33 protein-coding genes and 1 pseudogene are annotated in these 21,966 nt (G+C 64.2%); 32 read left to right on the top strand and 2 right to left on the bottom strand.

What is annotated here, in order from left to right; all coding sequences use genetic code 11:
* Nucleotides 1–64 precede the first annotated feature (64 nt).
* From rpsJ to SPHI_RS02880, 31 genes and pseudogenes are all read left to right on the top strand, one after another.
* Nucleotides 65–373, top strand: coding sequence for a 30S ribosomal protein S10 (rpsJ, locus tag SPHI_RS03030; protein WP_066776796.1), 309 nt, complete (start codon nucleotides 65–67; stop codon nucleotides 371–373).
* 278 nt (nucleotides 374–651) lie between these two features.
* Complete coding sequence (gene rplC / locus SPHI_RS03025) at nucleotides 652–1,386, top strand: 50S ribosomal protein L3 (protein ID WP_076743410.1); 735 nt, start codon at nucleotides 652–654, stop codon at nucleotides 1,384–1,386.
* Between the two features lie 2 nt (nucleotides 1,387–1,388).
* Entirely contained in the window at nucleotides 1,389–2,003 is a 615-nt protein-coding gene (rplD, locus tag SPHI_RS03020) for a 50S ribosomal protein L4 (RefSeq protein ID WP_076743409.1), read from the top strand.
* Entirely contained in the window at nucleotides 1,996–2,313 is a 318-nt protein-coding gene (locus SPHI_RS03015) for a 50S ribosomal protein L23 (protein ID WP_076743408.1), read from the top strand. Before rplD ends, SPHI_RS03015 begins: the two co-directional genes overlap by 8 nt.
* Nucleotide 2,314: 1 nt before the next feature.
* Nucleotides 2,315–3,148, top strand: a complete 834-nt coding sequence (rplB, locus tag SPHI_RS03010; protein ID WP_076743407.1) for a 50S ribosomal protein L2 — start codon at nucleotides 2,315–2,317, stop codon at nucleotides 3,146–3,148.
* A complete protein-coding gene (gene rpsS / locus SPHI_RS03005) occupies nucleotides 3,148–3,426 on the top strand; it encodes a 30S ribosomal protein S19 (protein WP_076743406.1) in 279 nt (92 codons plus the stop codon). The genes rplB and rpsS overlap by 1 nt, the downstream gene beginning before the upstream one ends.
* The gene (gene rplV, locus SPHI_RS03000; RefSeq protein WP_076743405.1) at nucleotides 3,426–3,803 is read left to right on the top strand and encodes a 50S ribosomal protein L22; all 378 of its coding nucleotides are present in this window, start codon (nucleotides 3,426–3,428) and stop codon (nucleotides 3,801–3,803) included. The genes rpsS and rplV overlap by 1 nt, the downstream gene beginning before the upstream one ends.
* On the top strand, nucleotides 3,803–4,510 hold the full coding sequence (gene rpsC / locus SPHI_RS02995; protein ID WP_046408557.1) for a 30S ribosomal protein S3: 708 nt from the start codon (nucleotides 3,803–3,805) through the stop codon (nucleotides 4,508–4,510). The genes rplV and rpsC overlap by 1 nt, the downstream gene beginning before the upstream one ends.
* A 13-nt stretch (nucleotides 4,511–4,523) precedes the next feature.
* A complete protein-coding gene (gene rplP, locus SPHI_RS02990) occupies nucleotides 4,524–4,958 on the top strand; it encodes a 50S ribosomal protein L16 (RefSeq protein ID WP_076743404.1) in 435 nt (144 codons plus the stop codon).
* Between the two features lie 2 nt (nucleotides 4,959–4,960).
* Nucleotides 4,961–5,164: a 50S ribosomal protein L29 gene (gene rpmC, locus SPHI_RS02985; RefSeq protein WP_076743403.1), complete on the top strand. Its 204-nt coding sequence runs from the start codon at nucleotides 4,961–4,963 to the stop codon at nucleotides 5,162–5,164.
* A gap of 13 nt (nucleotides 5,165–5,177) precedes the next feature.
* On the top strand, nucleotides 5,178–5,462 hold the full coding sequence (gene rpsQ, locus SPHI_RS02980; RefSeq protein WP_076743402.1) for a 30S ribosomal protein S17: 285 nt from the start codon (nucleotides 5,178–5,180) through the stop codon (nucleotides 5,460–5,462).
* Between the two features lie 254 nt (nucleotides 5,463–5,716).
* Complete coding sequence (gene rplN, locus SPHI_RS02975; RefSeq protein ID WP_017979484.1) at nucleotides 5,717–6,085, top strand: 50S ribosomal protein L14; 369 nt, start codon at nucleotides 5,717–5,719, stop codon at nucleotides 6,083–6,085.
* Nucleotides 6,085–6,402 carry a 50S ribosomal protein L24 gene (gene rplX, locus SPHI_RS02970; RefSeq protein WP_076743401.1) on the top strand — a complete coding sequence of 106 codons (318 nt, stop codon included), beginning with the start codon at nucleotides 6,085–6,087 and terminating at the stop codon, nucleotides 6,400–6,402. Before rplN ends, rplX begins: the two co-directional genes overlap by 1 nt.
* Nucleotides 6,395–6,976 (top strand): 50S ribosomal protein L5, encoded by a 582-nt coding sequence (gene rplE, locus SPHI_RS02965; RefSeq protein WP_076743400.1) that lies wholly within the window; start codon nucleotides 6,395–6,397, stop codon nucleotides 6,974–6,976. The genes rplX and rplE overlap by 8 nt, the downstream gene beginning before the upstream one ends.
* A gap of 164 nt (nucleotides 6,977–7,140) precedes the next feature.
* Nucleotides 7,141–7,446 carry a 30S ribosomal protein S14 gene (gene rpsN / locus SPHI_RS02960; protein WP_076743399.1) on the top strand — a complete coding sequence of 102 codons (306 nt, stop codon included), beginning with the start codon at nucleotides 7,141–7,143 and terminating at the stop codon, nucleotides 7,444–7,446.
* A gap of 10 nt (nucleotides 7,447–7,456) precedes the next feature.
* Nucleotides 7,457–7,852, top strand: coding sequence for a 30S ribosomal protein S8 (gene rpsH / locus SPHI_RS02955; RefSeq protein WP_076743398.1), 396 nt, complete (start codon nucleotides 7,457–7,459; stop codon nucleotides 7,850–7,852).
* On the top strand, nucleotides 7,852–8,385 hold the full coding sequence (gene rplF, locus SPHI_RS02950; RefSeq protein ID WP_076743397.1) for a 50S ribosomal protein L6: 534 nt from the start codon (nucleotides 7,852–7,854) through the stop codon (nucleotides 8,383–8,385). Before rpsH ends, rplF begins: the two co-directional genes overlap by 1 nt.
* Complete coding sequence (rplR, locus tag SPHI_RS02945) at nucleotides 8,382–8,732, top strand: 50S ribosomal protein L18 (protein WP_076743396.1); 351 nt, start codon at nucleotides 8,382–8,384, stop codon at nucleotides 8,730–8,732. Before rplF ends, rplR begins: the two co-directional genes overlap by 4 nt.
* 4 nt (nucleotides 8,733–8,736) lie before the next feature.
* Nucleotides 8,737–9,507 (top strand): 30S ribosomal protein S5, encoded by a 771-nt coding sequence (gene rpsE / locus SPHI_RS02940; protein ID WP_076743395.1) that lies wholly within the window; start codon nucleotides 8,737–8,739, stop codon nucleotides 9,505–9,507.
* 6 nt (nucleotides 9,508–9,513) lie between these two features.
* Entirely contained in the window at nucleotides 9,514–9,690 is a 177-nt protein-coding gene (gene rpmD / locus SPHI_RS02935; RefSeq protein WP_076743394.1) for a 50S ribosomal protein L30, read from the top strand.
* Nucleotides 9,691–9,786: 96 nt separating this feature from the next.
* Complete coding sequence (gene rplO / locus SPHI_RS02930) at nucleotides 9,787–10,329, top strand: 50S ribosomal protein L15 (RefSeq protein WP_076743393.1); 543 nt, start codon at nucleotides 9,787–9,789, stop codon at nucleotides 10,327–10,329.
* 190 nt (nucleotides 10,330–10,519) lie between these two features.
* Nucleotides 10,520–11,866, top strand: a complete 1,347-nt coding sequence (gene secY / locus SPHI_RS02925) for a preprotein translocase subunit SecY (RefSeq protein ID WP_076743392.1) — start codon at nucleotides 10,520–10,522, stop codon at nucleotides 11,864–11,866.
* A gap of 37 nt (nucleotides 11,867–11,903) precedes the next feature.
* The gene (locus SPHI_RS02920; protein ID WP_076743391.1) at nucleotides 11,904–12,554 is read left to right on the top strand and encodes an adenylate kinase; all 651 of its coding nucleotides are present in this window, start codon (nucleotides 11,904–11,906) and stop codon (nucleotides 12,552–12,554) included.
* 374 nt (nucleotides 12,555–12,928) lie between these two features.
* Nucleotides 12,929–13,297: a 30S ribosomal protein S13 gene (gene rpsM, locus SPHI_RS02915; RefSeq protein WP_076743390.1), complete on the top strand. Its 369-nt coding sequence runs from the start codon at nucleotides 12,929–12,931 to the stop codon at nucleotides 13,295–13,297.
* Between the two features lie 104 nt (nucleotides 13,298–13,401).
* Nucleotides 13,402–13,791 (top strand): 30S ribosomal protein S11, encoded by a 390-nt coding sequence (rpsK, locus tag SPHI_RS02910; protein ID WP_019516037.1) that lies wholly within the window; start codon nucleotides 13,402–13,404, stop codon nucleotides 13,789–13,791.
* A 93-nt stretch (nucleotides 13,792–13,884) separates the two neighbouring features.
* Entirely contained in the window at nucleotides 13,885–14,946 is a 1,062-nt protein-coding gene (locus SPHI_RS02905) for a DNA-directed RNA polymerase subunit alpha (protein WP_066776726.1), read from the top strand.
* Between the two features lie 187 nt (nucleotides 14,947–15,133).
* On the top strand, nucleotides 15,134–15,556 hold the full coding sequence (gene rplQ / locus SPHI_RS02900) for a 50S ribosomal protein L17 (protein WP_076743389.1): 423 nt from the start codon (nucleotides 15,134–15,136) through the stop codon (nucleotides 15,554–15,556).
* A 284-nt stretch (nucleotides 15,557–15,840) separates the two neighbouring features.
* A complete protein-coding gene (gene guaA / locus SPHI_RS02895; RefSeq protein WP_076743388.1) occupies nucleotides 15,841–17,394 on the top strand; it encodes a glutamine-hydrolyzing GMP synthase in 1,554 nt (517 codons plus the stop codon).
* A 625-nt stretch (nucleotides 17,395–18,019) separates the two neighbouring features.
* On the top strand, nucleotides 18,020–18,409 hold the full coding sequence (locus SPHI_RS15390; protein WP_076743387.1) for a MerR family transcriptional regulator: 390 nt from the start codon (nucleotides 18,020–18,022) through the stop codon (nucleotides 18,407–18,409).
* A 114-nt stretch (nucleotides 18,410–18,523) separates the two neighbouring features.
* Nucleotides 18,524–19,351: a TIGR01244 family sulfur transferase gene (locus SPHI_RS02885; protein ID WP_076743386.1), complete on the top strand. Its 828-nt coding sequence runs from the start codon at nucleotides 18,524–18,526 to the stop codon at nucleotides 19,349–19,351.
* A gap of 197 nt (nucleotides 19,352–19,548) precedes the next feature.
* Nucleotides 19,549–19,843, top strand: a pseudogene (locus tag SPHI_RS02880) (TSUP family transporter); the annotation flags it as partial.
* 96 nt (nucleotides 19,844–19,939) lie between these two features.
* Here SPHI_RS02880 and SPHI_RS02875 read toward each other — a convergent pair.
* Entirely contained in the window at nucleotides 19,940–20,299 is a 360-nt protein-coding gene (locus SPHI_RS02875) for an ArsR/SmtB family transcription factor (protein ID WP_076743385.1), read from the bottom strand.
* Nucleotides 20,296–20,931, bottom strand: coding sequence for a peroxiredoxin (locus tag SPHI_RS02870; RefSeq protein WP_076743384.1), 636 nt, complete (start codon nucleotides 20,929–20,931; stop codon nucleotides 20,296–20,298). The genes SPHI_RS02875 and SPHI_RS02870 overlap by 4 nt, the downstream gene beginning before the upstream one ends.
* Before the next feature lie 102 nt (nucleotides 20,932–21,033).
* Between SPHI_RS02870 and SPHI_RS02865 the strand changes: the two genes are divergently transcribed.
* On the top strand, nucleotides 21,034–21,957 hold the full coding sequence (locus tag SPHI_RS02865; protein WP_076743383.1) for an MBL fold metallo-hydrolase: 924 nt from the start codon (nucleotides 21,034–21,036) through the stop codon (nucleotides 21,955–21,957).
* Nucleotides 21,958–21,966: the final 9 nt, after the last annotated feature.

Here is a 21,966-nt window from a genome sequence, read left to right as displayed (position 1 = left end):
TCGACAGTTTCTGAACAGCAAGAGCCGCGTTCACGCGGCCCGCTCTTTCGCATCGGTAGGGATTATGGACAGCAACATCCGCATTCGCCTGAAGGCGTTCGACCATCGCGTGCTCGATCAGGCAACCGGCGACATCGCCGACACCGCCCGTCGCACCGGTGCACTTATTCGCGGTCCGATCCCGCTTCCGACGCGTATCGAGAAGTTCACGGTCAACCGTGGTCCTCACGTCGATAAGAAGAGCCGTGAGCAGTTTGAGGTGCGCACTTACAAGCGCATGCTCGACATCGTTCAGCCGACCCCGCAAACCGTCGACGCGCTGATGAAGCTCGACCTCGCGGCGGGCGTTGACGTTGAGATCAAGCTGGCGTAATGGCCTGCATCCCGCGGTTGACGTGAGTCCCGCGGGTTTGTCGTTTCCGCAGGTTCGGAAACGGTTAGGACCCGAACAGGGCACCTAAAGCAAGAGATACCGCCAGCCGCTCCGGTGGCTGGGACAGCGTCTCCCGTCTGTTTCCTTCGGGAGGCAACCAGCCCGGGACGGGGGCGCGCTTCGCATATTCCGGGCTGGAAACGACGTCCTCTTGTAGAGGGTGTCACAAGCACCTTGGGGATGGGCCCCAGGGTGCCTCTGTTGAGGAGCTACGGATCATGCGTACAGGCGTGATCGCGAAGAAGATGGGCATGACCCGCCTGTTCCAGGATGATGGCCGCCACGTGCCGGTCACCGTCCTGCAGCTGGAAGGGCTTCAGGTCGTCTCTCGCCGCGAAACAGATCGTGATGGCTATACCGCCGTCCAGCTTGGCGCAGGTGTCGCCAAGGCAAAGAATGTCGCCAAGCCGCAGCGCGGCCACTTCGGCAAGGCCGAAGTCGAGCCCAAGGCGGTCGTCCACGAATTCCGCGTCACCGAGGACAACCTCCTCGACGTTGGCGCCGAGATCTCGGCCGACCACTTCGTCGCGGGCCAGTTCGTCGACATCCAGGGCCGTACCCAGGGTAAGGGTTTCGCTGGCGCCATGAAGCGCTGGAACTTCGGCGGTCTGCGCGCGACCCACGGCGTGTCGGTTTCGCACCGTTCGCATGGTTCGACCGGTAACCGTCAGGATCCGGGCCGCGTCTTCAAGAACAAGAAGATGGCCGGCCACATGGGTGACAAGAACCGCACCCAGCAGAACCTCGAGATCGTCGGCACCGACGTCGAGCGTGGCCTCATCTTCGTCAAGGGCTCGGTCCCTGGCTCGAAGGGTGGCTGGCTGTTCGTCAAGGACGCCGTGAAGCTGAAGCCGCACGCCGACGCACCGCGTCCGGCCGGCCTGAAGGCTGCCAATAGCAACAACGCAGCGGCTGCTCCGGCACCCGAAGCGACCGACGGCCAGGAGGGCTGAACGTGAAGGTCAAGGTTTCCTCCTTTGCCGGTACCGATGCTGCGGACATCGAGCTCAACGACGAGGTCTTCGGCCTCGATCCGCGCGCCGACATCCTGCACCGCGTCGTCACCTGGCAGCTCGAGAAGCGTCGCGGCACCGCCCGCGGTACGCGCGAGCGCGCCGATGTCGCCCGCTCGGGCAAGAAGCTAGGTCGCCAGAAGGGCGGCGGTGTGGCTCGTCACGGCGATCGCCGCGCTCCCGTCTTTATCGGCGGTGGTAAGGCTCACGGTGCCCGCGTTCGTGACTTCAATCCGGGTCTGAACAAGAAGGTTCGTGCGCTCGGCTTGAAGATGGCGCTGTCCAGCCACGTCAAGGCTGGCTCGCTGATCGTGCTCGACGGTTTCGAGGTCCAGAAGACCAAGGAACTCAAGGGTCACTTCGCGAACCTGAACGTCGGCAAGCGCACGCTCGTCATTGACGGTGAGACGGTTGAGAGCTTCCGTGCAGGCTACAACCTGCCGGGTGTCGATCTGCTCCCCGCGGTTGGCGCTAACGTGTACGACATCATCCGGGCCGATACGCTGGTGCTGACCCGCGCAGCGGTCGAAAAGCTGGAGGCGCGCTTCAATGGCTAAGCAGCAGCAGAAGGCGATCGACCCGCGTCACTATGACGTGATTGTCGCGCCGCACATCACCGAGAAGACCACCCTTCTCTCCGAGCAGAACGCCGTGGTGTTCAAGGTGGCCAAGAAGGCCTCCAAGCCGGAGATCAAGGCGGCGGTTGAAGCGATCTTCGACGTCAGCGTCGTTGGCGTGAACACCATCGTCCAGAAGGGCAAGACGAAGCGCTGGAAGGGCGCTCCGTACTTCCGTCAGGACATGAAGAAGGCGATCGTCACGCTCAAGGACGGGCAGTCGATCGACGTCACCGAGGGGGCCAACTAAGATGGCACTCAAGCATTACAACCCGACCAGCCCGGCCATGCGTGGCCTGGTCCTGATCGACCGTTCGAGCCTGCACAAGGGTGCGCCCGTCAAGGCGCTGACCGAGGGCAAGCACAAGACCGGCGGCCGGAACAACAAGGGTCACGTGACGTCGCGCGGCATCGCGGGCGGCCACAAGCAGAAGTATCGCTACATCGACTTCAAGCGTCGCAAGTGGGACGCCGAGGGCACGGTGGAGCGGCTCGAGTATGACCCGAACCGTACCGCGTTCATCGCGCTGGTCAGCTATGCGGATGGCGAGCAGGCGTATATCATCGCTCCCCAGCGCCTCGGCGTTGGTGACAAGGTGATCGCGGCCAAGAAGACCGACGTGAAGCCGGGCAATGCCATGGAGCTGGGTCAGGTCCCGGTCGGCACCATCGTCCACAATGTGGAGATGAAGCCGATGAAGGGTGGCCAGATCGCCCGTTCGGCCGGCACCTATGTGCAGGTCGTCGGTCGTGACCGCGGCATGGTGATCGTTCGCCTGAACTCGGGCGAGCAGCGCTATATCCGTGCGGATTGCATGGCGACGGTTGGCGCGGTGTCGAACCCCGACAACCAGAACCAGAACTTCGGCAAGGCTGGTCGCAGCCGCTGGATGGGCAAGCGTCCGCTTACCCGTGGCGTCGCGAAGAACCCGGTCGACCACCCGCACGGCGGCGGTGAAGGCCGCACCTCGGGCGGCCGTCACCCGGTCACCCCGTGGGGCAAGCCGACGAAGGGTGCGCGCACCCGCCACAACAAGGCGACGGACAAGATGATCATCCGCAGCCGTCACGCGAGGAAGAAGTAATGGCTCGCTCCGTTTGGAAGGGTCCGTTCGTGGACCTTCACCTGCTGCGGAAGGCAGAGGTGGCGCAGGATCAGAATGGCCGCTCGGGTCCGATCAAGACCTGGTCGCGTCGTTCGACCATCCTGCCGCAGTTCGTCGGCCTGACGTTCAACGTCTATAACGGCCGCAAGTTCGTGCCGGTGTCGGTGAACGAAGAGATGGTCGGCATGAAGCTGGGTGAGTTCGCGCCGACGCGCTACTTCCCGGGTCACGCCGCTGACAAGAAGGGCAAGCGCTGATGAGCAAGCCTCAGTCCCCCCGCAAGGTCGACGACAAGTCGGCGCTGTCGGTCGGCACGCAGATCCGTGGTTCGGCGCAGAAGCTGAACCTGGTCGCCGGCCTGATCCGCGGCCGCTCGGCGTCCGACGCGATGAACATCCTCGCTTTCTCCAAGAAGGCGATGGCGGTTGACGCGCGCAAGGTGCTGGCTTCGGCCATCGCCAATGCCGAGAACAACCACAACCTCGATGTCGACGCGCTCGTCGTTCACGAGGCGTCGGTCGGCAAGTCGATCACGATGAAGCGGTTCGCCACGCGCGGCCGCGGCAAGTCCACCCGCATCCTGAAGCCGTTCTCGCGGCTGCGGATCGTCGTGCGCGAGCAGGAAGAAGCCTAATGGGTCACAAGAGCAACCCGATCGGTCTGCGCCTGCAGATCAACCGCACCTGGGACAGCCGCTGGTACGCCGACGGCGCCGACTATGGTCGCCTGCTGCTGGAGGATCTCAAGATCCGCCAGTACATCCTGAAGACGCTGCCGCAGGCGGCGATCTCCAAGGTGGTGATCGAGCGTCCGGCCAAGCTGTGCCGCATCTCCATCTTCGCCGCACGCCCGGGCGTGATCATCGGCAAGAAGGGCTCGGACATCGAGAAGCTGCGCAAGACGCTCGGCGCGATGACCTCGTCGGACGTGTCGCTGAACATCGTCGAGATCCGCAAGCCGGAAGTCGATGCCAAGCTGGTCGCGCAGGGCATTGCCGATCAGCTCGAGCGTCGTATCGCCTTCCGCCGCGCCATGAAGCGTGCGGTCCAGTCGGCGATGCGCCTGGGTGCCGACGGCATCCGCGTCGCCTGCGGCGGCCGTCTCGGCGGCGCCGAGATCGCGCGTTCGGAAAGCTATCGCGAAGGCCGCGTTCCGCTGCACACGCTGCGCGCGAACATGGACTATGCCGAGGCGCAGGCCCACACCGCTTATGGCGTGTGCGGCGTGAAGGTCTGGATCTTCAAGGGCGAGATCCTCGGCCATGATCCGATGGCCACCGACCGGTTGATGATGGAGGCTCAGACCTCCGGCGTGCGCCCTGCGCGCGACGACCGCCGCTAAGGAGTAGAGAACAGTGCTACAACCGAAGCGCACCAAGTTCCGCAAGGCGTTCAAGGGCCGCATCAGCGGCGACGCCAAGGGCGGCACCGCGCTCAACTTCGGCGCCTATGGCCTGAAGGCAATGGAGCCGGAGCGTATCACCGCACGCCAGATCGAGGCGGCTCGCCGTGCGATCACGCGTCACATCAAGCGTCAGGGTCGTCTCTGGATCCGCGTGTTCCCGGACGTCCCCGTCTCGGGCAAGCCGGCCGAAGTCCGCATGGGCTCGGGCAAGGGCTCGCCGGAATATTGGGCGGCGCGCGTCAAGCCGGGCCGCATCCTGTTCGAGCTGGACGGCGTTCCGGGGCCGCTCGCTGCGGAGGCGTTCAGCCGCGCGGCGATGAAGCTCCCCATCAAGACCAAGGTCGTGGCCCGCCTCGGCGACACCACGCACCTCGGAGGTGAGTGATCATGGCAAATAAGACCGATTTCAACGGCCAGAGCGACGACCAGCTCGTCGAGCAGCTGGGCAACCTGAAGCGCGAGCAGTTCAACCTGCGCTTCCAGGCGGCCACCAACCAGCTGGAAAAGCCGAGCCGCGTGCGTGAGGTCCGCAAGGACATCGCCCGCATCAAGACCCTCCAGGCGCAGCGCACCGCTGCGGCTGGCAAGTAAGAGGACCGAGCACATGCCGAAGCGCGTGCTGACCGGGCTGATCGTCTCCGACAAGGGCGACAAGACGGTGGTCGTGAACGTAGAGCGTAAGGTGAAGCACCCGCTCTACGGCAAGATCATCCGTCGTTCGAAGAAGTACCATGCCCATGATGAGGGCAATGAGTTCAAGCAGGGCGAAACCGTGCGGATCGAAGAGACCGCGCCGATCTCCAAGCTGAAGACCTGGAAGGTCGTCGATCGGGTGAACACCCATGCGACGCCCGAGCGGGTCGAGATCGACGAGCCGGCCTCGGCGTAAGCCGCGGCTGGTATCGTGTGAACCAGGGCGCCTTCGTCAGTATCGGCCAGGGTCCGGCATCAGCCGGAGACCAGCCGAGGGGCGAGGGGGTTACGAGAGCAGGTGAACGGCGGCGCCCCGCGGGGCATTGCCTTTTATTTGCGGAGCGGCTAACGGGCCGCTCCCCCTGGACGCGGGCAGCCGCGGCCGGGGTCGTTTTTTTAAAGGCGGGGTTGGGTCGGTATCCACCCCAGTAGCGAGAAGGAAGCGGATCAATGATCCAGATGCAGTCCAATCTCGACGTCGCTGACAACAGCGGCGCGAAGCGGGTGCAGTGCATCAAGGTGCTTGGTGGTTCCAAGCGCCGCACCGCCAGCGTCGGCGACATCATCGTCGTGTCGATCAAGGAAGCTCAGCCGCGTGGCAAGGTGAAGAAGGGCGACGTCCATCGCGCCGTCATCGTGCGCACCGCCAAGGACATTCACCGTGCGGACGGGTCGACCATCCGCTTCGACGGCAATGCCGCGGTGCTGGTCAACAAGAACGAGGAGCCGATCGGCACCCGTATCTTCGGCCCGGTCGTGCGCGAACTGCGCGGCAAGAAGCACATGAAGATTATCTCGCTGGCTCCGGAGGTCCTGTAATGGCCGCTGCCAAGATCAAGAAGGGCGACCAGGTCATCGTCCTGTCCGGCAAGGACAAGGGCAAGACCGGCACCGTCACTCAGTCGATGCCGAAGGAAGGCAAGGTCGTGGTCGGCGGCGTGAACGTCGCGACGCGCCACACCAAGCCGTCGCAGGCGAACCCGCAGGGCGGCCTCAACCGCTTCGAAGCACCGCTGCACATCTCGAAGGTCGCGCACGTGACCGCCGACGGCAAGCCGACCCGCGTCCGTTTCGAGACGCAGGATGGCAAGAAGGTCCGTGTCGCCGTGAAGACCGGGGAGAAGATCGATGGCTGATTACAAGCCCCGCATGAAGGCGATCTATGACGATCGCATCGTCAAGGCGATGACCGACAAGTTCGGTTACAAGAACGTCATGGAAATCCCGCGCATCGAGAAGATCGTTCTGAACATGGGCGTCGGCGAAGCGACCCAGGACAAGAAGCGCGTCGAGCAGGCGGCTTCGGAAATGGAGCTGATCGCGGGCCAGAAGCCGGTGATCACCAAGGCGAAGAAGTCGATCGCGCAGTTCAAGCTGCGTGAAGGCATGCCGATCGGCGTGAAGGTCACCCTCCGTCGTGAGCGCATGTACGAGTTCCTCGACCGCTTCATCACGATCGCGCTTCCCCGCGTTCGCGACTTCCGCGGCCTGAACCCGAAGAGCTTCGACGGACGCGGCAACTATGCCTGCGGCCTGAAGGAGCAGATCGTGTTCCCGGAAATCAACTATGACCGCATCGACAAGGTGCGTGGCATGGACGTGATCGTGACCACCAGCGCCAAGACCGACGACGAGGCGCGCGAGCTGCTGCGTCTCTTCGGCTTCCCCTTCCCGAAGGAAGAGGAAGAAGAGGCCAAGAAGGCCGCGTAACCAGATGCTCCCCTCCCGCTTACGGGAGGGGCATCGACTTTCCCCTCCCGCTTGCGGGAGGGGCTAGGGGAGGGGATGGCGTACCGGGTCGTATCCGGACAGACCCACCCCCGACCCTCCCGCAGGCGGGAGGGGAGCAGGACAAAGAAAGAGAGCTTAAGTCCATGGCGAAACTGAGTTCCGTGAACAAGAACGAGCGTCGCAAGAAGCTCGTGAAGCAATATGCCCCTAAGTGGGCGAAGCTGAAGGCTGCTGCGAACGATCAGTCGCTTGACGAGACCGAGCGTCTCATCGCGCGCCTGAAGATGGCCGAGCTGCCGCGCAATTCGAACCCGACGCGCATCCGCAACCGTTGCGAGATCACCGGCCGTCCGCGCGCTTATTATCGCAAGTTCCGTCTTGCCCGCGTCATGCTGCGTGAACTGGCCAACAAGGGCCTGATTCCCGGTCTGACGAAGTCGAGCTGGTAAGGATCAGAAGATGGCAGTGACCGATCCCCTGGGTGACCTGCTCACCCGCATCCGCAACGGCCAGCGCGCGAAGAAGGACTCCGTCCTCTCGCCCGCGTCGAAGCTGCGGATCCGCGTTCTCGATGTGCTCCAGCGCGAAGGCTACATCCGTGGCTACAGCGACGAGGAACTCGGCCCGATCAAGGGCGTGCGCATCGAGCTCAAGTATTTCGAAGGCCAGCCGGCGATCAAGCACGTCGCGCGCGTCTCGAAGCCCGGCCGCCGCATCTACAGCGGGTCGCAGGACCTGCCGCGCGTGATGAACGGCCTTGGCATCACCATCGTCTCGACGCCGCGTGGCGTGCTTTCGGATGCCGAAGCACGCGAGCAGAACGTCGGCGGCGAAGTGCTGGCGGAGGTGTTCTGATGAGCCGCATCGGCAAGAAGGCGGTCCCGGTTCCGGCCGGCGTCACCGCAACCGTCAACGGCAACCAGCTGTCGGTGAAAGGTCCCAAGGGCACCCTCGCGATGCAGATGTCCGACCTGATCCAGTTCGACATCCAGTCGGACGCGATCGGCGTGCAGCCCGCGAACGACACCAAGAAGGCACGCGCCTTCTGGGGCATGCAGCGCACCATGGTGCAGAACCTCGTCACCGGCGTGACCGAGGGCTTCACCAAGAAGCTGCTGATCACCGGCGTCGGCTATCGCGCTGCCGCCCAGGGCCGCAGCTTGAAGCTGCAGCTCGGCTACAGCCATGACGTTAACATCGACGTGCCGGAAGGCATCGAGGTGAAGACCCCGGATGCGACCACGGTCGAAATTTCGGGCGCCGACAAGCAGAAGGTGGGCCAGCTGGCCGCCGAGATCCGCCGCTGGCGCAAGCCCGAGCCGTACAAGGGCAAGGGCATCAAGTACGACGGCGAGTTCATCTTCCGTAAGGAAGGAAAGAAGAAGTGACCAAGGGCCTTTCGCTTTTCGAGAAGCGGCGTCGCCGCAACCGTACGGCGCTTCGTGCGCGCAGCGGCACGCGTCCGCGTCTGTCGATCCATCGTTCGGGCAAGCATATCTATGCCCAGGTGATCGACGATGCGCAGGGTCGCACCGTTGCGGCCGCATCGACGCTGCAGGGCCACGAGGGCGCCACCGCGAACATCGACGCGGCAACGGCGGTCGGCACCCGCATCGCGGAGGCAGCCAAGGCTGCCGGCGTGACGCAGGTCGTGTTCGACCGTGGCGGCTTCCTCTTCCACGGCCGTGTCAAGGCGCTGGCGGAAGCCGCGCGCGCAGCCGGACTGGAGTTCTAAAAACATGGCTGAAGAGAACAACACGCCGGCAGCGGCGCCGCAGGACGCAGCACCTGCCAGCAACGACGCTCCCCAGCAGGGTGGCGGCGGTTACCAGGGCGGCGGTCGCGGCCGTGGCGGTCCTGGCGGCGGCGGCGGTGGCCGTGGTCGTGGCGGCCCCGGTGGCAATCGCGGCGGCCGTGACGGCAACCGTGGTGGTCGTCGTGACGATCGCCGTGGCGGTCAGGACGACGGTGGTGAGGAGCTGATCGAGAAGCTCGTCCACATCAACCGCGTGTCCAAGACGGTGAAGGGCGGCAAGCGCTTCGGCTTCGCGGCACTGGTCGTCGTTGGTGACGGCAAGGGTCGCGTCGGCTTCGGCCACGGCAAGGCCCGCGAAGTGCCGGAAGCGATCTCCAAGGCGACTGCGGCGGCCAAGAAGGCCATGGTCCGCGTGCCGCTGAAGGAAGGCCGCACGCTGCACCATGACGTCAACGGTCACTTCGGTGCCGGCCGCGTCACGGTTCGCTCGGCGCCGCAGGGTACCGGCATCATCGCCGGCGGTCCGATGCGCGCTATCTTCGAATCGCTCGGCGTCGCAGACGTGGTGACCAAGTCGGTCGGCACGTCCAACCCGTACAACATGATCCGCGCCACGTTCGAGGCGCTGAACAACCAGACTTCGCCGAAGTCGGTTGCCCAGCGTCGTGGCAAGAAGATCGCCGACCTGCTCGGTCGCGGCCATGGCGCTGATGCGCAGACCGCCGCTGCCGAAGCCGCGGCCGTCACGGAGTAAGCCGACATGGCAACCATCAAGGTGAAGCAGACCGGATCGCCGATCCGTCGCACCAAGGATCAGCGCGCGACGCTCGTCGGCCTGGGCCTGAACAAGATGCACCGTGTTTCGGAGCTCGAGGATTCCCCCGAGGTCCGCGGCATGATCCGCAAGGTGCAGCACATGGTCGAGGTTCAGGACTGATCGTCCGCCTCTTCGACTAGTGACAAATACGGGGAAGGGGGCTAACGGGCCCCCTTCCTTTTTCTCAGCGCGAACACAGCGAAAGCGAGTGCACACATGAAACTGAACGAACTGCGCGACAACGAAGGCGCACGTCACCGCAAGATCCGCGTCGGCCGTGGTATCGGCTCGGGCAAGGGCAAGACCGGCGGTCGCGGCCAGAAGGGCCAGAAGAGCCGTGAAGGCGTGTCGATCGCGGGCTTCGAGGGCGGCCAGATGCCGCTCCACATGCGTCTGCCGAAGCGCGGCTTCAACAACATCTTCGCCAAGGATTATGCCGAGGTGAACCTCGTCGCGATCCAGAAGGCGGTCGATTCGGGCAAGCTGACCGCGACCGACATCGATCACGCAGCGCTCAAGGCCGCTGGCCTGGCGCGTGGCGGCAAGGACGGCGTGCGGGTCCTCGGCAAGGGCGAGATCTCGGCCAAGCTGAACTTCACCGTCGCCGGTGTTTCGGCCGGTGCGCGTGAGGCGATCGAAAAGGCCGGCGGTTCGGTCAACGTGATCGAAGTCGTGCCCGCTGCCGAGAAGGCCGCTGCCAAGAAGGGCAAGGCGCGCGAAGCACGTCTCGCCGACAAGGCTGCCAAGCAGGGCAAGTAACATTCACCGTTCGCGCTGAGCCTGTCGAAACACGTGTGTTCTGCGGAGCACGCCCTTCGACAAGCCCAGGCGAACGGGTGTGTTGACCACCCGGCATTAGACAAGGCGCTTCTGGCGCTTATATGAGCGGCGGGGCGGGGGCATCAGCACCTATCCCGCCGTTTTTCGTTTCCGAAGGCACCGACGTAGTATGGCATCCGCAGCCGACCAGATGGCGCAAAGCATCAGCCTCGCGAAGTTCGCGCAGGCGACCGATCTCAAGAAGAGGTTGTGGTTCACGATCGGTGCGCTGATCGTCTTCCGCCTGCTCAGCTACGTGCCGCTCCCCGGTATCGATCCGACCGGCCTTGCCGCGCTTGCGCAGCAGACCAAGGGCGGCGTGCTCGATTTCTTCAACACCTTTTCGGGCGGCGCGCTGGAGCGTGCCTCGCTGATCGCACTCGGCGTGATGCCGTACATCACCGCCTCGATCGTGGTGCAGCTCGCGACCTCGCTGTCGCCGCAGCTCGCCGCGATCAAGAAGGAAGGCGAGAGCGGGCGCAAGAAGCTCAACCAGTATACGCGCTACGGCACGGTCGCGCTCACCGCGATTCAGGGTTATGTCATCGCCACCGGCCTTGAGGCGGGCGGCGCGGTGGTTGAACCGGGCATGCTGTTCCGCGTCGCTGCGGTGATCTCGCTGATCGGCGGCACGATGTTCCTGATGTGGATCGGCGAGCAGATCACCAGCCGCGGTATCGGTAACGGCATTTCGCTGATCATCATGGCCGGCATCGTCGCGCACCTGCCGACGACGATCGTCAATCTGCTGGAGGGTGGCCGCACCGGCTCGATGAGCCCGGCGATCGTCATCGCGATCATTCTCGCGGTCGCCGGCCTCGTGCTGTTCATCTGCTTCATGGAGCGCGCGCAGCGCCGCATCCTGATCCAGTATCCGAAGCGTCAGACGGCGCGTGGCGTTCAGGCCGATCGCAGCCACCTGCCGCTGAAGATCAACACCGCGGGCGTGATCCCGCCGATCTTCGCCTCGTCGCTGCTGCTCCTCCCGCTCACCATCACCCAGTTCGCCGGTAACAGCGTGTCGGGTGACAGCTGGTGGGGCGATGCGATCATCAGCCTCAACCAGTATCTGCAGCACGGCAGCCCGCTCTACATGCTGCTGTATGGCGCCGGCATCATCTTCTTCTCGTTCTTCTACACCGCGGTGGTCTTCAACCCGGAGGAGACGGCCGAGAACCTGAAGCGCTACGGCGGGTTCATCCCGGGCATTCGTCCTGGCAAGAACACCGAGCAATATTTCGATTACGTGCTGACGCGCATCACCGTGATCGGTGCGGCCTATCTGGCGTTCATTTGCCTGGTGCCGGAGTATCTCGTGTCGGCGCTGTCGATCCCGTTCTATCTGGGCGGCACCAGCCTGCTGATCGTCGTCAACGTGACGATGGATACGGTGACTCAAATTCAGTCGCACCTGCTGGCGCACCAATATGGCGACCTCATCAAGAAGGCGAAGCTGAAGGGTGGCCGGCTGCGCTAAGCCGCGCTAGCGACCGCAACAGGGGAGGCGTTTTCGCGTGAACATCATTCTTCTCGGCCCGCCGGGTGCGGGCAAGGGCACCCAGTCGGAACGGCTGGTCGCCGAGCGCGGCATGGTTCAGCTGTCGACCGGCGACATGCTCCGCGCCGCGGTAAAGGCCGGCACGCCGGTGGGCGTGCAGGCGAAAGCGGTGATGGACGCGGGCGAGCTCGTCTCTGACGCCATCGTTTCGGCGCTGATCGGCGAGAATCTCGATCGACTCGCTCAGGATCAGGGCGCGATCTTTGACGGTTACCCCCGCACCGCGGCACAGGCAGAGGCGCTCGACCTGTTGCTGGACGAACGCGGCCGCACGCTTGATCATGTCATCGAGCTCGAGGTGAACGAGGACGCGCTGGTGGAGCGTATCGTTGGCCGCTTCACCTGCGGCAATTGCGGCGCCGGCTATCACGATACCTTCAAGCAGCCCAAGGTCGCGGATACCTGCGACGTGTGTGGCGCGCATGAGTTCAAGCGCCGCCCGGACGACAACGAGGAAACCGTGCGCACGCGCATGGCCGAGTATCGCGCCAAAACCGCGCCGATCCTGCCGATCTACGACGCGCGAGGTCTCGTCCGCCGGGTCGACGGCATGGCCGATATCGCGGTGGTGACCCAGTCGATCGAATCGATCCTGGACGGCAAGTAAGGCCCCGGCGCCTCCGCTGCGCTGTCCTCACCCCGTCACCCCCACTCCTTTATTCCGGCCTTGAGCCGGGATCCCGCTTCTTCTTCTGCTCACCGTCGATGCGCAGAAAGCGGGACCCCGGATCACGTCCGGGGTGACGTCGAAAGTTTATTCCGAGTGACGTCGGCACTCAGCCGCGGAACCCCCACGCCCCGCCCCGGGGAACCGATCGCTTGACATGGCGTTTGCGCGCGCCTAACTGACCGCCCTTCCAGCACCCCGGTTGTCGGCAGCGCGATTTGCGCTTGCCGCTTTCCTGCGTGGTGGAAGTCATGCTGAGAGATGGGGTGCGTGATCCATGCCGCACCTCGTGGAGCACGAGGAGAAAGAGTTCCATGGCACGTATCGCGGGTGTCAACATCCCGACCAACAAGCGCGTCCTGATCGCGCTTCAGTACATTCACGGCATTGGCCCGGCCAAGGCCAAGGAAATCACGACCAAGCTCGAGATCGCACCGGAGCGCCGCGTGCAGGACCTGTCGGACCAGGAGGTCCTTCAGATCCGCGAGGCGATCGACGCCGGCTACACGGTGGAAGGTGATCTTCGTCGCGAGACCGCGATGAACATCAAGCGCCTGATGGACCTGGCCTGCTATCGCGGCCTGCGTCACCGCAAGGGTCTGCCGGTCCGCGGTCAGCGCACGCACACCAACGCGCGCACCCGCAAGGGCAAGGCGAAGCCGATCGCGGGCAAGAAGAAGTAAGAAAACAGTCCGGCGGACTGTTTTTACTTCTTCTCCGTCGGAGACAGGTTTGAGGCTGACCGCCTCCCGGTCTCCGTACCACGACAAAGGGTCAGGATTACCAAATGGCACAGGCACCGCAGCGTATTCGCCGTCGCGAGCGCAAGAACATCACCGCGGGCGTGGCGCACGTCAACGCCAGCTTCAACAACACCATGATCACCATCACCGATGCGCAGGGCAATGCGATCAGCTGGTCGTCGGCCGGCATGATGGGCTTCAAGGGTTCGCGTAAGTCGACCCCTTACGCCGCCCAGGTCGCTGCCGAGGACGCGGGCAAGAAGGCCGCCGAGCACGGCGTCCGCACGCTCGAGGTCGAGGTGAAGGGTCCGGGTTCGGGCCGCGAATCGGCGCTTCGCGCGCTGCAGGCGGTCGGCTTTCAGATCACGTCGATCCGCGACGTGACCTCGATCCCGCACAATGGTGTGCGTCCGTCGAAGCGCCGCCGCGTCTGATGATTTCTGGCCCCCGGCTGACGAGTCGGGGTGCCCTTTTATTTCCCGGCTGGTCGCGCCCCACGACTGGCCCAACATCAGGGGACACGAGCCTTGTCCGTCAACGCAAAGAACTGGCAGGAACTTAAGAAGCCCAACGCGCTCGAGAAGAAGGGCGGCGATGGCAAGCGCAAGGCGACCTTCGTCGCCGAGCCGCTGGAGCGTGGCTTTGGTCTGACGCTCGGCAACGCGCTTCGTCGCGTGCTGCTGTCGAGCCTTCAGGGCGCGGCGGTCACTTCGATCAAGATCGAGAACGTGCTGCACGAATTCTCGAGCCTCGCCGGCGTGCGCGAGGACGTGACCGACATCGTCCTCAACGTGAAGCAGATCGCGCTCAAGATGCAGGGTGAAGGCCCCAAGCGCCTTCAGCTGTCCGCGACCGGCCCGGCCGAAGTGAAGGCTGGTGACATTGCGGTGTCCGGCGACATCGAGGTGATGAATCCGGAGCTGGTGATTTGCCACCTAGATGAAGGCGCGACCTTCAACATGGAGCTGACCGCCGACACCGGTAAGGGCTATGTGCCCGCGACCGTCAACCGCCCGGCCGATGCGCCGATCGGTTTGATCCCGGTCGACGCGCTCTACTCGCCGGTTCGCCAGGTCAGCTACAAGGTCGATCCGACCCGTGTCGGTCAGGACCTCGACTACGACAAGCTGACGCTGACGGTCGAGACCGATGGCACGGTGACCCCGGAAGACGCGCTCGGCTATGCCGGCCGCATCCTCCAGGACCAGCTCGCACTTTTCGTCCACTTCGACGATTCGGCCGTGACCCGGTCGGCCCCGGTCGGCGTTGCCGCTCCGGCGGCTGGTGCGGAGCCGGCGAGCGACACGCAGCAGATCAACCGCTACCTTCTCAAGAAGGTGGACGAGCTGGAGCTGTCGGTCCGTTCGGCGAACTGCCTCAAGAACGACAATATCATCTACATCGGCGATCTGGTCGGCAAGACCGAGGCCGAGATGCTGCGCACGCCGAACTTCGGCCGCAAGTCGCTGAACGAGATCAAGGAAGTGCTCTCGTCCATGGGCCTGCGCCTCGGCATGGAAATCCCGGGCTGGCCGCCTGAGAACATCGAAGAGATGGCCAAGAAGCTCGAGCAGGAGATCATGGGCTGAGCCTTCGGCTCATCCCATGATCTCGTCACCCCGGCCTTGAGCCGGGGTCCCGTTTCTTCCGGAGCGGGGAGTAGTTATCGGGACCCCGGCACAAGGCCGGGGTGACGTACATCTGGGTGGCCCCGCACGTCCCACCTGGTCCGGGGTACCTGACACGGCCCCCGAACGAACAAGAAGGAAGAATATCATGCGTCACCGTGTAGGCGGCCGTAAGCTTCAGCGGACCTCGGCCCACCGCATCGCGCTGTTCCGCAACATGTCGGCAGCGCTCATCAAGCACGAGCAGATCACCACCACGCTCGCCAAGGCGAAGGAGCTTCGCCCGTACATCGAGAAGCTGATCACGCTGGGCAAGAAGGGCGGCCTCTCCAACCGCCGTCTCGCGCACGCTCGTCTGCTCGACGATGCGCAGCTGGTGAAGCTGTTCGACACGCTCGCCCCGCGTTACGCCGATCGTAACGGCGGCTACACCCGCGTCATCAAGGCCGGCATCCGCATGTCGGACGCATCGCCGATGGCGATCATCGAGTTCGTCGGCCGCGACGTAGCGGCCAAGGGCCAGGACTCGGGTCCGGTGATGAACGACGAGGATTTCGACGAGGCGGCCTAAGTCGCAGCCGGGCTGCGACGAGGCTCCAGCCTCGTTCGGCCGTGGGCGCTAAAGCGCCGTGCGACGGCGCGGCGTTGCCGCGGTGGGACTGAAACGAAAGAAACGAAAGTGGCCGCTCCGGAAACGAGGCGGCCATTTTCGTTTGGTCGCCGCTCGACTGGCCACGGCGGCCCGCGTGTGGATCGCGCCGGATCGGAAACGCCCGGTGCGGCTCCGCCACTGCCCGTCTCAGGTCCGCCACGACCACTCTTTCGCCCGGCGCGGCCTGCCGCTACAGGCTCGCCATGGAACACCCCGACAGCATCCTCATCATCGATTTCGGCAGCCAGGTAACCCAGTTGATCGCCCGCCGCGTGCGCGAGGCGGGGGTTTATAGCGAGATCGCCCCGTTCCAGTCCGCCGCCGATGCTTTTGCCCGGATGCAGCCTAAGGGGGTGATCCTCTCGGGCGGCCCGGCCTCCGTCGTGGACGAGGGCAGCCCGCGTGCCCCGCAGTCGGTGTTTGACAGCGGCGTGCCGGTCCTGGGCATCTGCTACGGCCAGCAGGTCATGAATGCGCAGCTCGGCGGGCAGGTCGAGAAGGGCTATTCCGGCGAGTTCGGCGAGGCGTTTGTCCAGGTCGACGCTGGATGCGGCCTGTTCGACGGCTTGTGGCAGGAGGGCGAGCGGCACCAGGTATGGATGAGCCATGGCGACCACGTCGCCGCTCTGGCTCCGGGTTTTACCCCGGTCGCCTCCTCGTCTGGCGCCCCCTTCGCGATCACTGCGGATGAGAGCCGCCGCTTCTACGGCATGCAGTTCCACCCGGAGGTAGCGCATACGCCCGATGGCGCGAAGCTGATCAAGAATTTCGCCCGTCATGTGTGCGGCTTGGCCGGCGACTGGACGATGGCCGAGTTCCGCGAGACCAAGATCGCCGAGATCCGCGCGCAGGTCGGCAAGGGCAGGGTGATCTGCGGCCTGTCGGGCGGGGTCGACTCGGCCGTGGCGGCGGTGCTGATCCACGAAGCGATTGGCGACCAGCTCACCTGCGTCTTCGTCGATCACGGCTTGATGCGGTCTGGCGAGGCCGAACAGGTCGTCAGTCTGTTCCGCGGCCATTACAACATCCCGCTCGTCCATGTGAACGCCGAGGCGCTGTTCATGAACGGCCTTGCCGGCGTCACCGACCCTGAGGCCAAGCGTAAGTTCATTGGCAAGACCTTCATCGAAGTCTTTGAAGACGAGGCGAAAAAGATCGGCGGCGCCGAGTTCCTGGCGCAGGGCACCCTCTATCCCGACGTGATCGAAAGCGTCAGCTTCACCGGCGGCCCGTCCGTGACGATCAAGAGCCACCACAATGTCGGTGGCCTGCCGGACCGCATGAACATGGAGCTCGTCGAGCCGCTTCGCGAGCTGTTCAAGGACGAGGTCCGCGAACTCGGCCGCGAGCTCGGCCTTCCCGACATATTCGTCGGTCGCCATCCGTTCCCAGGGCCCGGCCTCGCGATCCGCATCCCCGGTGAGGTGACTCGCGAGCGGTGCGACATCCTGCGCAAGGCCGATGCCATCTATCTCGAGGAGATTCGCAACGCCGGCCTCTATGACGCGATCTGGCAGGCGTTCGCGGTGCTGCTGCCGGTTCGCTCGGTCGGCGTCATGGGCGATGGCCGAACCTATGATAGCGTGCTTGCCCTACGCGCCGTCACCTCCACCGACGGCATGACCGCTCAGGCGTTTGAATTCCCTGGCGGGTTCCTGCCACGTATTTCCACTCGCATCGTCAACGAGGTGAAGGGCATCAACCGCGTCACCTACGATTATACATCCAAGCCGCCCGGCACGATCGAGTGGGAGTGACGGATACAAACCGCGCGGTAATAGCGTAGTTTTGGCCGTGGTCTTCTCCGTCCTCTAAGAGCAGTTCTCGTCCATCTTGGGTCTGCGATCGACCGTTATACTCCGTTGTTACTTAGGTCGATCTGCGCACCTATCCTAGATAATGTAAAGCCACTCCAACGGGTGGGAGTGCTCTGGCGTAGAATGGCGCGCAAAACGGCGGTTCGCGAGCCATTCCGGCCCCCTGCCGTGCCGATGCGCGGATCCGCAACCTGCCATTCGCTCATCAAACTCCGAGCTGTGATCCGGAAAGACCAACATGGGGACATAGCCGCCGGTCAGCTATCGGGAGCCCCGAAGTGGATAGCTGCCGCTCGCTCTGCTTGGACTGCTGCGGAATCGCGCAAGGCCAAAGTCAGCGTCGAGCACCTAAGTTGCGAAGCATGGGTCGCTATGGGCACCGTGCTCGCGCAATGTCATTCGATGACGCGTGATTGAACACGACACGCCGTCTTTCTTCGTGAACTAGCGAAAAGCCTTGACCCTAACACGGTGTCAGACCCGATCTGAGGCTCATGGACGAACACGAGACCTCAGCCGCTCCCTTGCCTAACCACCAAATCTTCCGCGGCTGCGGAGGTGAAACATGAACATCGGCCAAGCCGCGAAGGACACCGGTCTCAGCGTCCGGATGATTCGGCACTACGAGAAGATCGGCCTCATCCCCGAGGCGCTGCGGCGAGACTCGAACTATCGCGACTATGATCGGTCGGACCTTTCGCGGTTGAAGTTCATCCGCCGCGCCCGCGATCTGGGATTTAGCGTCAAGGACATCGGCACCCTTCTCGGTCAACAAAAGGAGGAAGGGCGTGACGACCGGCGGGTGCGCGAGATCGGCGATGGTCACCTCTTGCGCCTTAAGGGTCAGCTCCGGGAGTTGCAGGAGATGATCGCGCTGCTGGAAAGCATCGCCGAACGCTGCAGGCACAGTGGGCGATGTGGCTGCATCATACTGGACGTCCTGTCGGAGGACTGACGTCCTTCTCCATCATTGCAACACGCATCAGCGCTGAACCGCAAGTCGATCCGCGACTTGGCCAGGGGAAGAAGCGCGCAGATTGCACTTCAAGCTATCGGAGGCGACATCATCATGTTCACCGAAACCAACAAGCGGCAGATCGTCACACGCGAGCAGGTCATGCCGGACGAAGTGGCCGGGCTCGCCGCCCGCGGTGCCACGATGCTCATCAACAACCGCCCCGACGGCGAAGTCGCCGATCAGCCCACATCGGCGGTGCTGGAGGCCGAAGCGCACAAGCATGGGCTGGCCTACCGGTACATCCCGGTGTCGTCCGGCCATGAGACTGCCGCGGACGCGGAAGCTTTCCGCACCGCGATCAACGATGCCGAGGGCAAGGTGGTCGCCTTCTGCCGCACGGGCAACCGCTCCTCCGCCCTGCTCAGGCTCGCGGAGCGCGATGACGCCAATCAGAGGAACGATAGCATGGCGCAGGGTAACAACATGAGTGTCGGAGACGACGCGAGCCGCCTGATCCGCAAGACCATCGACAGCGTGGCCCAGTTCAAGGCCATGCAGCCCGACCACCGGATCGACAACGGCGGCAACCCGGCGTGGCAGCTCGCCGCGTACAAGTACACCGATAACGATAATCCAGGCCTGTGCGCCACTGTCCCGCCCGCTACCTTCAGCAGCGAGTTCCGCCTGACTGCCGGCCTGGTCGAACCCGGCCGGGGCGCGCCGCTGCACGATCATACCGGCGAGGAACTGATGTTTGTCGCCGAAGGCCGCTTCGTTGTCTTCTTCGACGAGGAGGAAACGCAGAAGGTCTATCTCGAGAAATGGGACGTGATCCTGGTTCCCGGCAATCTGCCCCGGGGCTGGCGCAACGTGAGCGATGGAGTCGGTTACTTCCTTAATTTCAGCGGCACGCACGACCGGATGACCACTCTGGTCTGACACTTCCGTCACCATCCCGCCGGCGGCCTGCAGGCCGCTGGTTCCTCCTTCAGGAGCAACCAACATGCCCGATCGGGACCAGGCTCTGAAGACCGCAGTTGGGATCGTCACCGGAAGCGCATCGCCGGCGCCGACCATCGAAGCACTCTTCGACGACGACAGCTCCGCCGTCAGCTACGTGGTGCACGACGGCACGAGTGCCGCTTGGCTTGGCTGGAGGTGGCGGCTCGATCCTTGCCGTGCCGCTGATGGTCTACTTCGTCGGCGTGGAAAGCGCTCATGTTGCGATCGGCACTAGCGCCTTCGCTGTCGCCGCTAACGCCTTTGGCGGCGCTCGCCAGTCATTCCCGACAGGGAACGGTAAAGTGGCGGTATGGGGCCATCTACGCGACGACGGGCGTGGTCGGCGCGCTTCTTGGCTCGACACTCGGCAAGGCAGTCGACGGCCAGAAGCTGCTCCTGCTCTTCGCGGTGCTGATGATTATCCGCGGCGAATGATATTCATGCTGCGCACGACACGGATAGCCTGAGCAGTAAACCGACACGCTGACGCACGAAGCGTTCTCGAGGAGGTCGCCCGCTCGCGTATCAGCAAACGCGAGCGAACATCGCTGCACCGCGGCCGCTTGGCGGGGGCTGCCCAGCGGCACTGTTCCGTAAAGTGACGAGGTCGCCGCCCAGGCTGTCGAGGAAGGTGCTCGCATCGGAGACACGTGCATGATTGACCCGGTAGAAGACGAGCTTCGACTTTCGACGGGTCTCAACCAGCGCCGCATTGCGGAGCACGGCGAGTTGCTGCGACAATGCGGGCTGGCCGACGCCCGATGCTTGTTCGAGGTCGCCGACCGATCGCTCGCCACCAGCAAGGGCTCTTAGGATCGCCAGTCGGACGGGGTGAGCCAGCGCCTTCAGCAACTCGGCCTCCGCTTCGAGGTCGTTCTTGCTCATGACGCGTCCGGGACGGGCTGGTAGAACCAGGCGGAGGGCTCCTCAGCAGCAACGATCTCGGCAACCTCCTGGCTTGGCTCGCGCAGCAGCTTGTCGCCGGGTGTCCAGTCTGCCGGTGCCAGCACACCGCCGCCGTGCACGCGCTGAAGCGCCTGCACCATCCGCAGGATCTCCGAGATCGATCGACCGATTTCGGCGGGATAGACCGTCATGGCGCGCACCACACCTTCGGGATCGAGGATCATTGTCGTGCGCACCGTCGAAGCGTCGACTGCGTCCGGCGCAACCATCCCGTAGGCCTTGGCAACTTCCAGCGTCGGATCCTCGATGATTGGGAAGCCGATCTCCACGCCAAAGCGGTCATGGATCGCCCGCACCCAGGCGAAGTGCGAGAAGAGGCTGTCGACCGACAGACCGAGCAAGGCGCAGTCGATCCCTTCGAATGCGTCGGAAAGCCGCGCGAACGCAACGAACTCGCTGGTGCAGACCGGCGTGAAGTCCGCCGGATGCGTGAAGAACACCAGCCAGCGCCCGCGATAGTCGGACAGGCGGACCGGCCCCTTGGTCGTGCGCGCAGTGAAGTCTGGCGCGATGTCGCCAAGGCGCGTCGGGGGGCGGGAAGTCGGGTCCATGGTCCTCCGGAACGTAACGTTGCTGCAGATGTGGCGCAGCGCTCTGATTGACTCAAGTCGTTTACACATATACATGGTTTCTGAAATCAAAGGAGAGTCCAAATGGGACAGCCTCTCTTCAGCGCCAATTCCGTGGTCGAACGAGCTCGCAAGGGCGAACGGCCCCGACCGGAAGTGCGCGCGTTCTTCGATGAAGCGACGTTCACGGCTAGCTACGTCGTTCACGATCCTGTCTCGCGTAAGGCGGCGGTGATCGACTCGGTTCTGGACTTCGATGCCGCCGCGGGTCGGACCTCCCGCGCATCGGCCGATGCCATCGTCGCGTATGTTCAGTCGGAGAGTCTGGAGGTCGAGTGGTTGCTCGAAACCCATGCTCACGCAGACCATCTCTCGGCGGCCCCGTACCTGCAGGAGCAGATTGGCGGACGGCTTGCGATTGGCGCACAGATCGCGACGGTTCAGCAGGTTTTCGGCAAGCTGTTCAACGCGGGTACCGAATTCGAGCGCGACGGATCGCAATTCGACCGGCTGCTCAGCGATGGCGACACATTCTCGATCGGCGAACTTGAGGTGGCGGTCCTTCACCTGCCGGGCCACACACCTGCAGATGTCGCCTATGTCATCGGCGACGCGGTGTTCTGCGGGGACACCATCTTCATGCCCGACTATGGCACCGCGCGTGCCGATTTTCCCGGCGGCGACGCGCGCCAGCTATATCGCTCGATCCGGCGTCTGCTGAGCCTGCCCGCCGAGGCGCGGTTGTTCCTGTGCCACGATTACAAGGCGCCGGGCCGCGACACCTTCGCCTGGGAAACGACGATCGGCCATCAGCGCACTGCAAACGTCCATGTGCATGACGGCGTGAGCGAGGACGATTTCGTCGCCATGCGCACGGCGCGGGACGCGACGCTCTCCATGCCCAAGCTGATCTTGCCGGCCGTGCAGGTGAACATGCGGGGCGGCGAGCTTCCCCCGACCGAGGCGAACGGCACTCGATACCTGAAGATCCCGCTCGACGCGATCTGACCCGGCGGG

Origin of the sequence: Sphingomonas jeddahensis, from assembly GCF_001981525.1 — a bacterium.
GTDB classification, from domain to species: Bacteria; Pseudomonadota; Alphaproteobacteria; order Sphingomonadales; family Sphingomonadaceae; genus Sphingomonas; species Sphingomonas jeddahensis.
Note: the sequence above shows the minus strand (reverse complement) of the source record. Positions and strands in the feature narration are given on the sequence as shown.

Excerpts from the sequence above, each read along its gene's own strand:
- rpsJ (WP_066776796.1), top strand. The coding sequence starts at position 65 with ATGGACAGCAACATCCGCATTCGCCTGAAGGCGTTCGACCATCGCGTG.
- rplC (WP_076743410.1), top strand. The coding sequence starts at position 652 with ATGCGTACAGGCGTGATCGCGAAGAAGATGGGCATGACCCGCCTGTTC.
- SPHI_RS03015 (WP_076743408.1), top strand. The coding sequence starts at position 1,996 with ATGGCTAAGCAGCAGCAGAAGGCGATCGACCCGCGTCACTATGACGTG.
- rplB (WP_076743407.1), top strand. The coding sequence starts at position 2,315 with ATGGCACTCAAGCATTACAACCCGACCAGCCCGGCCATGCGTGGCCTG.
- rpsS (WP_076743406.1), top strand. The coding sequence starts at position 3,148 with ATGGCTCGCTCCGTTTGGAAGGGTCCGTTCGTGGACCTTCACCTGCTG.
- rplV (WP_076743405.1), top strand. The coding sequence starts at position 3,426 with ATGAGCAAGCCTCAGTCCCCCCGCAAGGTCGACGACAAGTCGGCGCTG.
- rpsC (WP_046408557.1), top strand. The coding sequence starts at position 3,803 with ATGGGTCACAAGAGCAACCCGATCGGTCTGCGCCTGCAGATCAACCGC.
- rpmC (WP_076743403.1), top strand. The coding sequence starts at position 4,961 with ATGGCAAATAAGACCGATTTCAACGGCCAGAGCGACGACCAGCTCGTC.
- rpsQ (WP_076743402.1), top strand. The coding sequence starts at position 5,178 with ATGCCGAAGCGCGTGCTGACCGGGCTGATCGTCTCCGACAAGGGCGAC.
- rplN (WP_017979484.1), top strand. The coding sequence starts at position 5,717 with ATGATCCAGATGCAGTCCAATCTCGACGTCGCTGACAACAGCGGCGCG.
- rplX (WP_076743401.1), top strand. The coding sequence starts at position 6,085 with ATGGCCGCTGCCAAGATCAAGAAGGGCGACCAGGTCATCGTCCTGTCC.
- rplE (WP_076743400.1), top strand. The coding sequence starts at position 6,395 with ATGGCTGATTACAAGCCCCGCATGAAGGCGATCTATGACGATCGCATC.
- rpsN (WP_076743399.1), top strand. The coding sequence starts at position 7,141 with ATGGCGAAACTGAGTTCCGTGAACAAGAACGAGCGTCGCAAGAAGCTC.
- rpsH (WP_076743398.1), top strand. The coding sequence starts at position 7,457 with ATGGCAGTGACCGATCCCCTGGGTGACCTGCTCACCCGCATCCGCAAC.
- rplF (WP_076743397.1), top strand. The coding sequence starts at position 7,852 with ATGAGCCGCATCGGCAAGAAGGCGGTCCCGGTTCCGGCCGGCGTCACC.
- rpsE (WP_076743395.1), top strand. The coding sequence starts at position 8,737 with ATGGCTGAAGAGAACAACACGCCGGCAGCGGCGCCGCAGGACGCAGCA.
- rpmD (WP_076743394.1), top strand. The coding sequence starts at position 9,514 with ATGGCAACCATCAAGGTGAAGCAGACCGGATCGCCGATCCGTCGCACC.
- rplO (WP_076743393.1), top strand. The coding sequence starts at position 9,787 with ATGAAACTGAACGAACTGCGCGACAACGAAGGCGCACGTCACCGCAAG.
- secY (WP_076743392.1), top strand. The coding sequence starts at position 10,520 with ATGGCATCCGCAGCCGACCAGATGGCGCAAAGCATCAGCCTCGCGAAG.
- rpsM (WP_076743390.1), top strand. The coding sequence starts at position 12,929 with ATGGCACGTATCGCGGGTGTCAACATCCCGACCAACAAGCGCGTCCTG.
- rpsK (WP_019516037.1), top strand. The coding sequence starts at position 13,402 with ATGGCACAGGCACCGCAGCGTATTCGCCGTCGCGAGCGCAAGAACATC.
- rplQ (WP_076743389.1), top strand. The coding sequence starts at position 15,134 with ATGCGTCACCGTGTAGGCGGCCGTAAGCTTCAGCGGACCTCGGCCCAC.
- guaA (WP_076743388.1), top strand. The coding sequence starts at position 15,841 with ATGGAACACCCCGACAGCATCCTCATCATCGATTTCGGCAGCCAGGTA.
- SPHI_RS15390 (WP_076743387.1), top strand. The coding sequence starts at position 18,020 with ATGAACATCGGCCAAGCCGCGAAGGACACCGGTCTCAGCGTCCGGATG.
- SPHI_RS02885 (WP_076743386.1), top strand. The coding sequence starts at position 18,524 with ATGTTCACCGAAACCAACAAGCGGCAGATCGTCACACGCGAGCAGGTC.
- SPHI_RS02875 (WP_076743385.1), bottom strand. The coding sequence starts at position 20,299 with ATGAGCAAGAACGACCTCGAAGCGGAGGCCGAGTTGCTGAAGGCGCTG.
- SPHI_RS02870 (WP_076743384.1), bottom strand. The coding sequence starts at position 20,931 with ATGGACCCGACTTCCCGCCCCCCGACGCGCCTTGGCGACATCGCGCCA.
- SPHI_RS02865 (WP_076743383.1), top strand. The coding sequence starts at position 21,034 with ATGGGACAGCCTCTCTTCAGCGCCAATTCCGTGGTCGAACGAGCTCGC.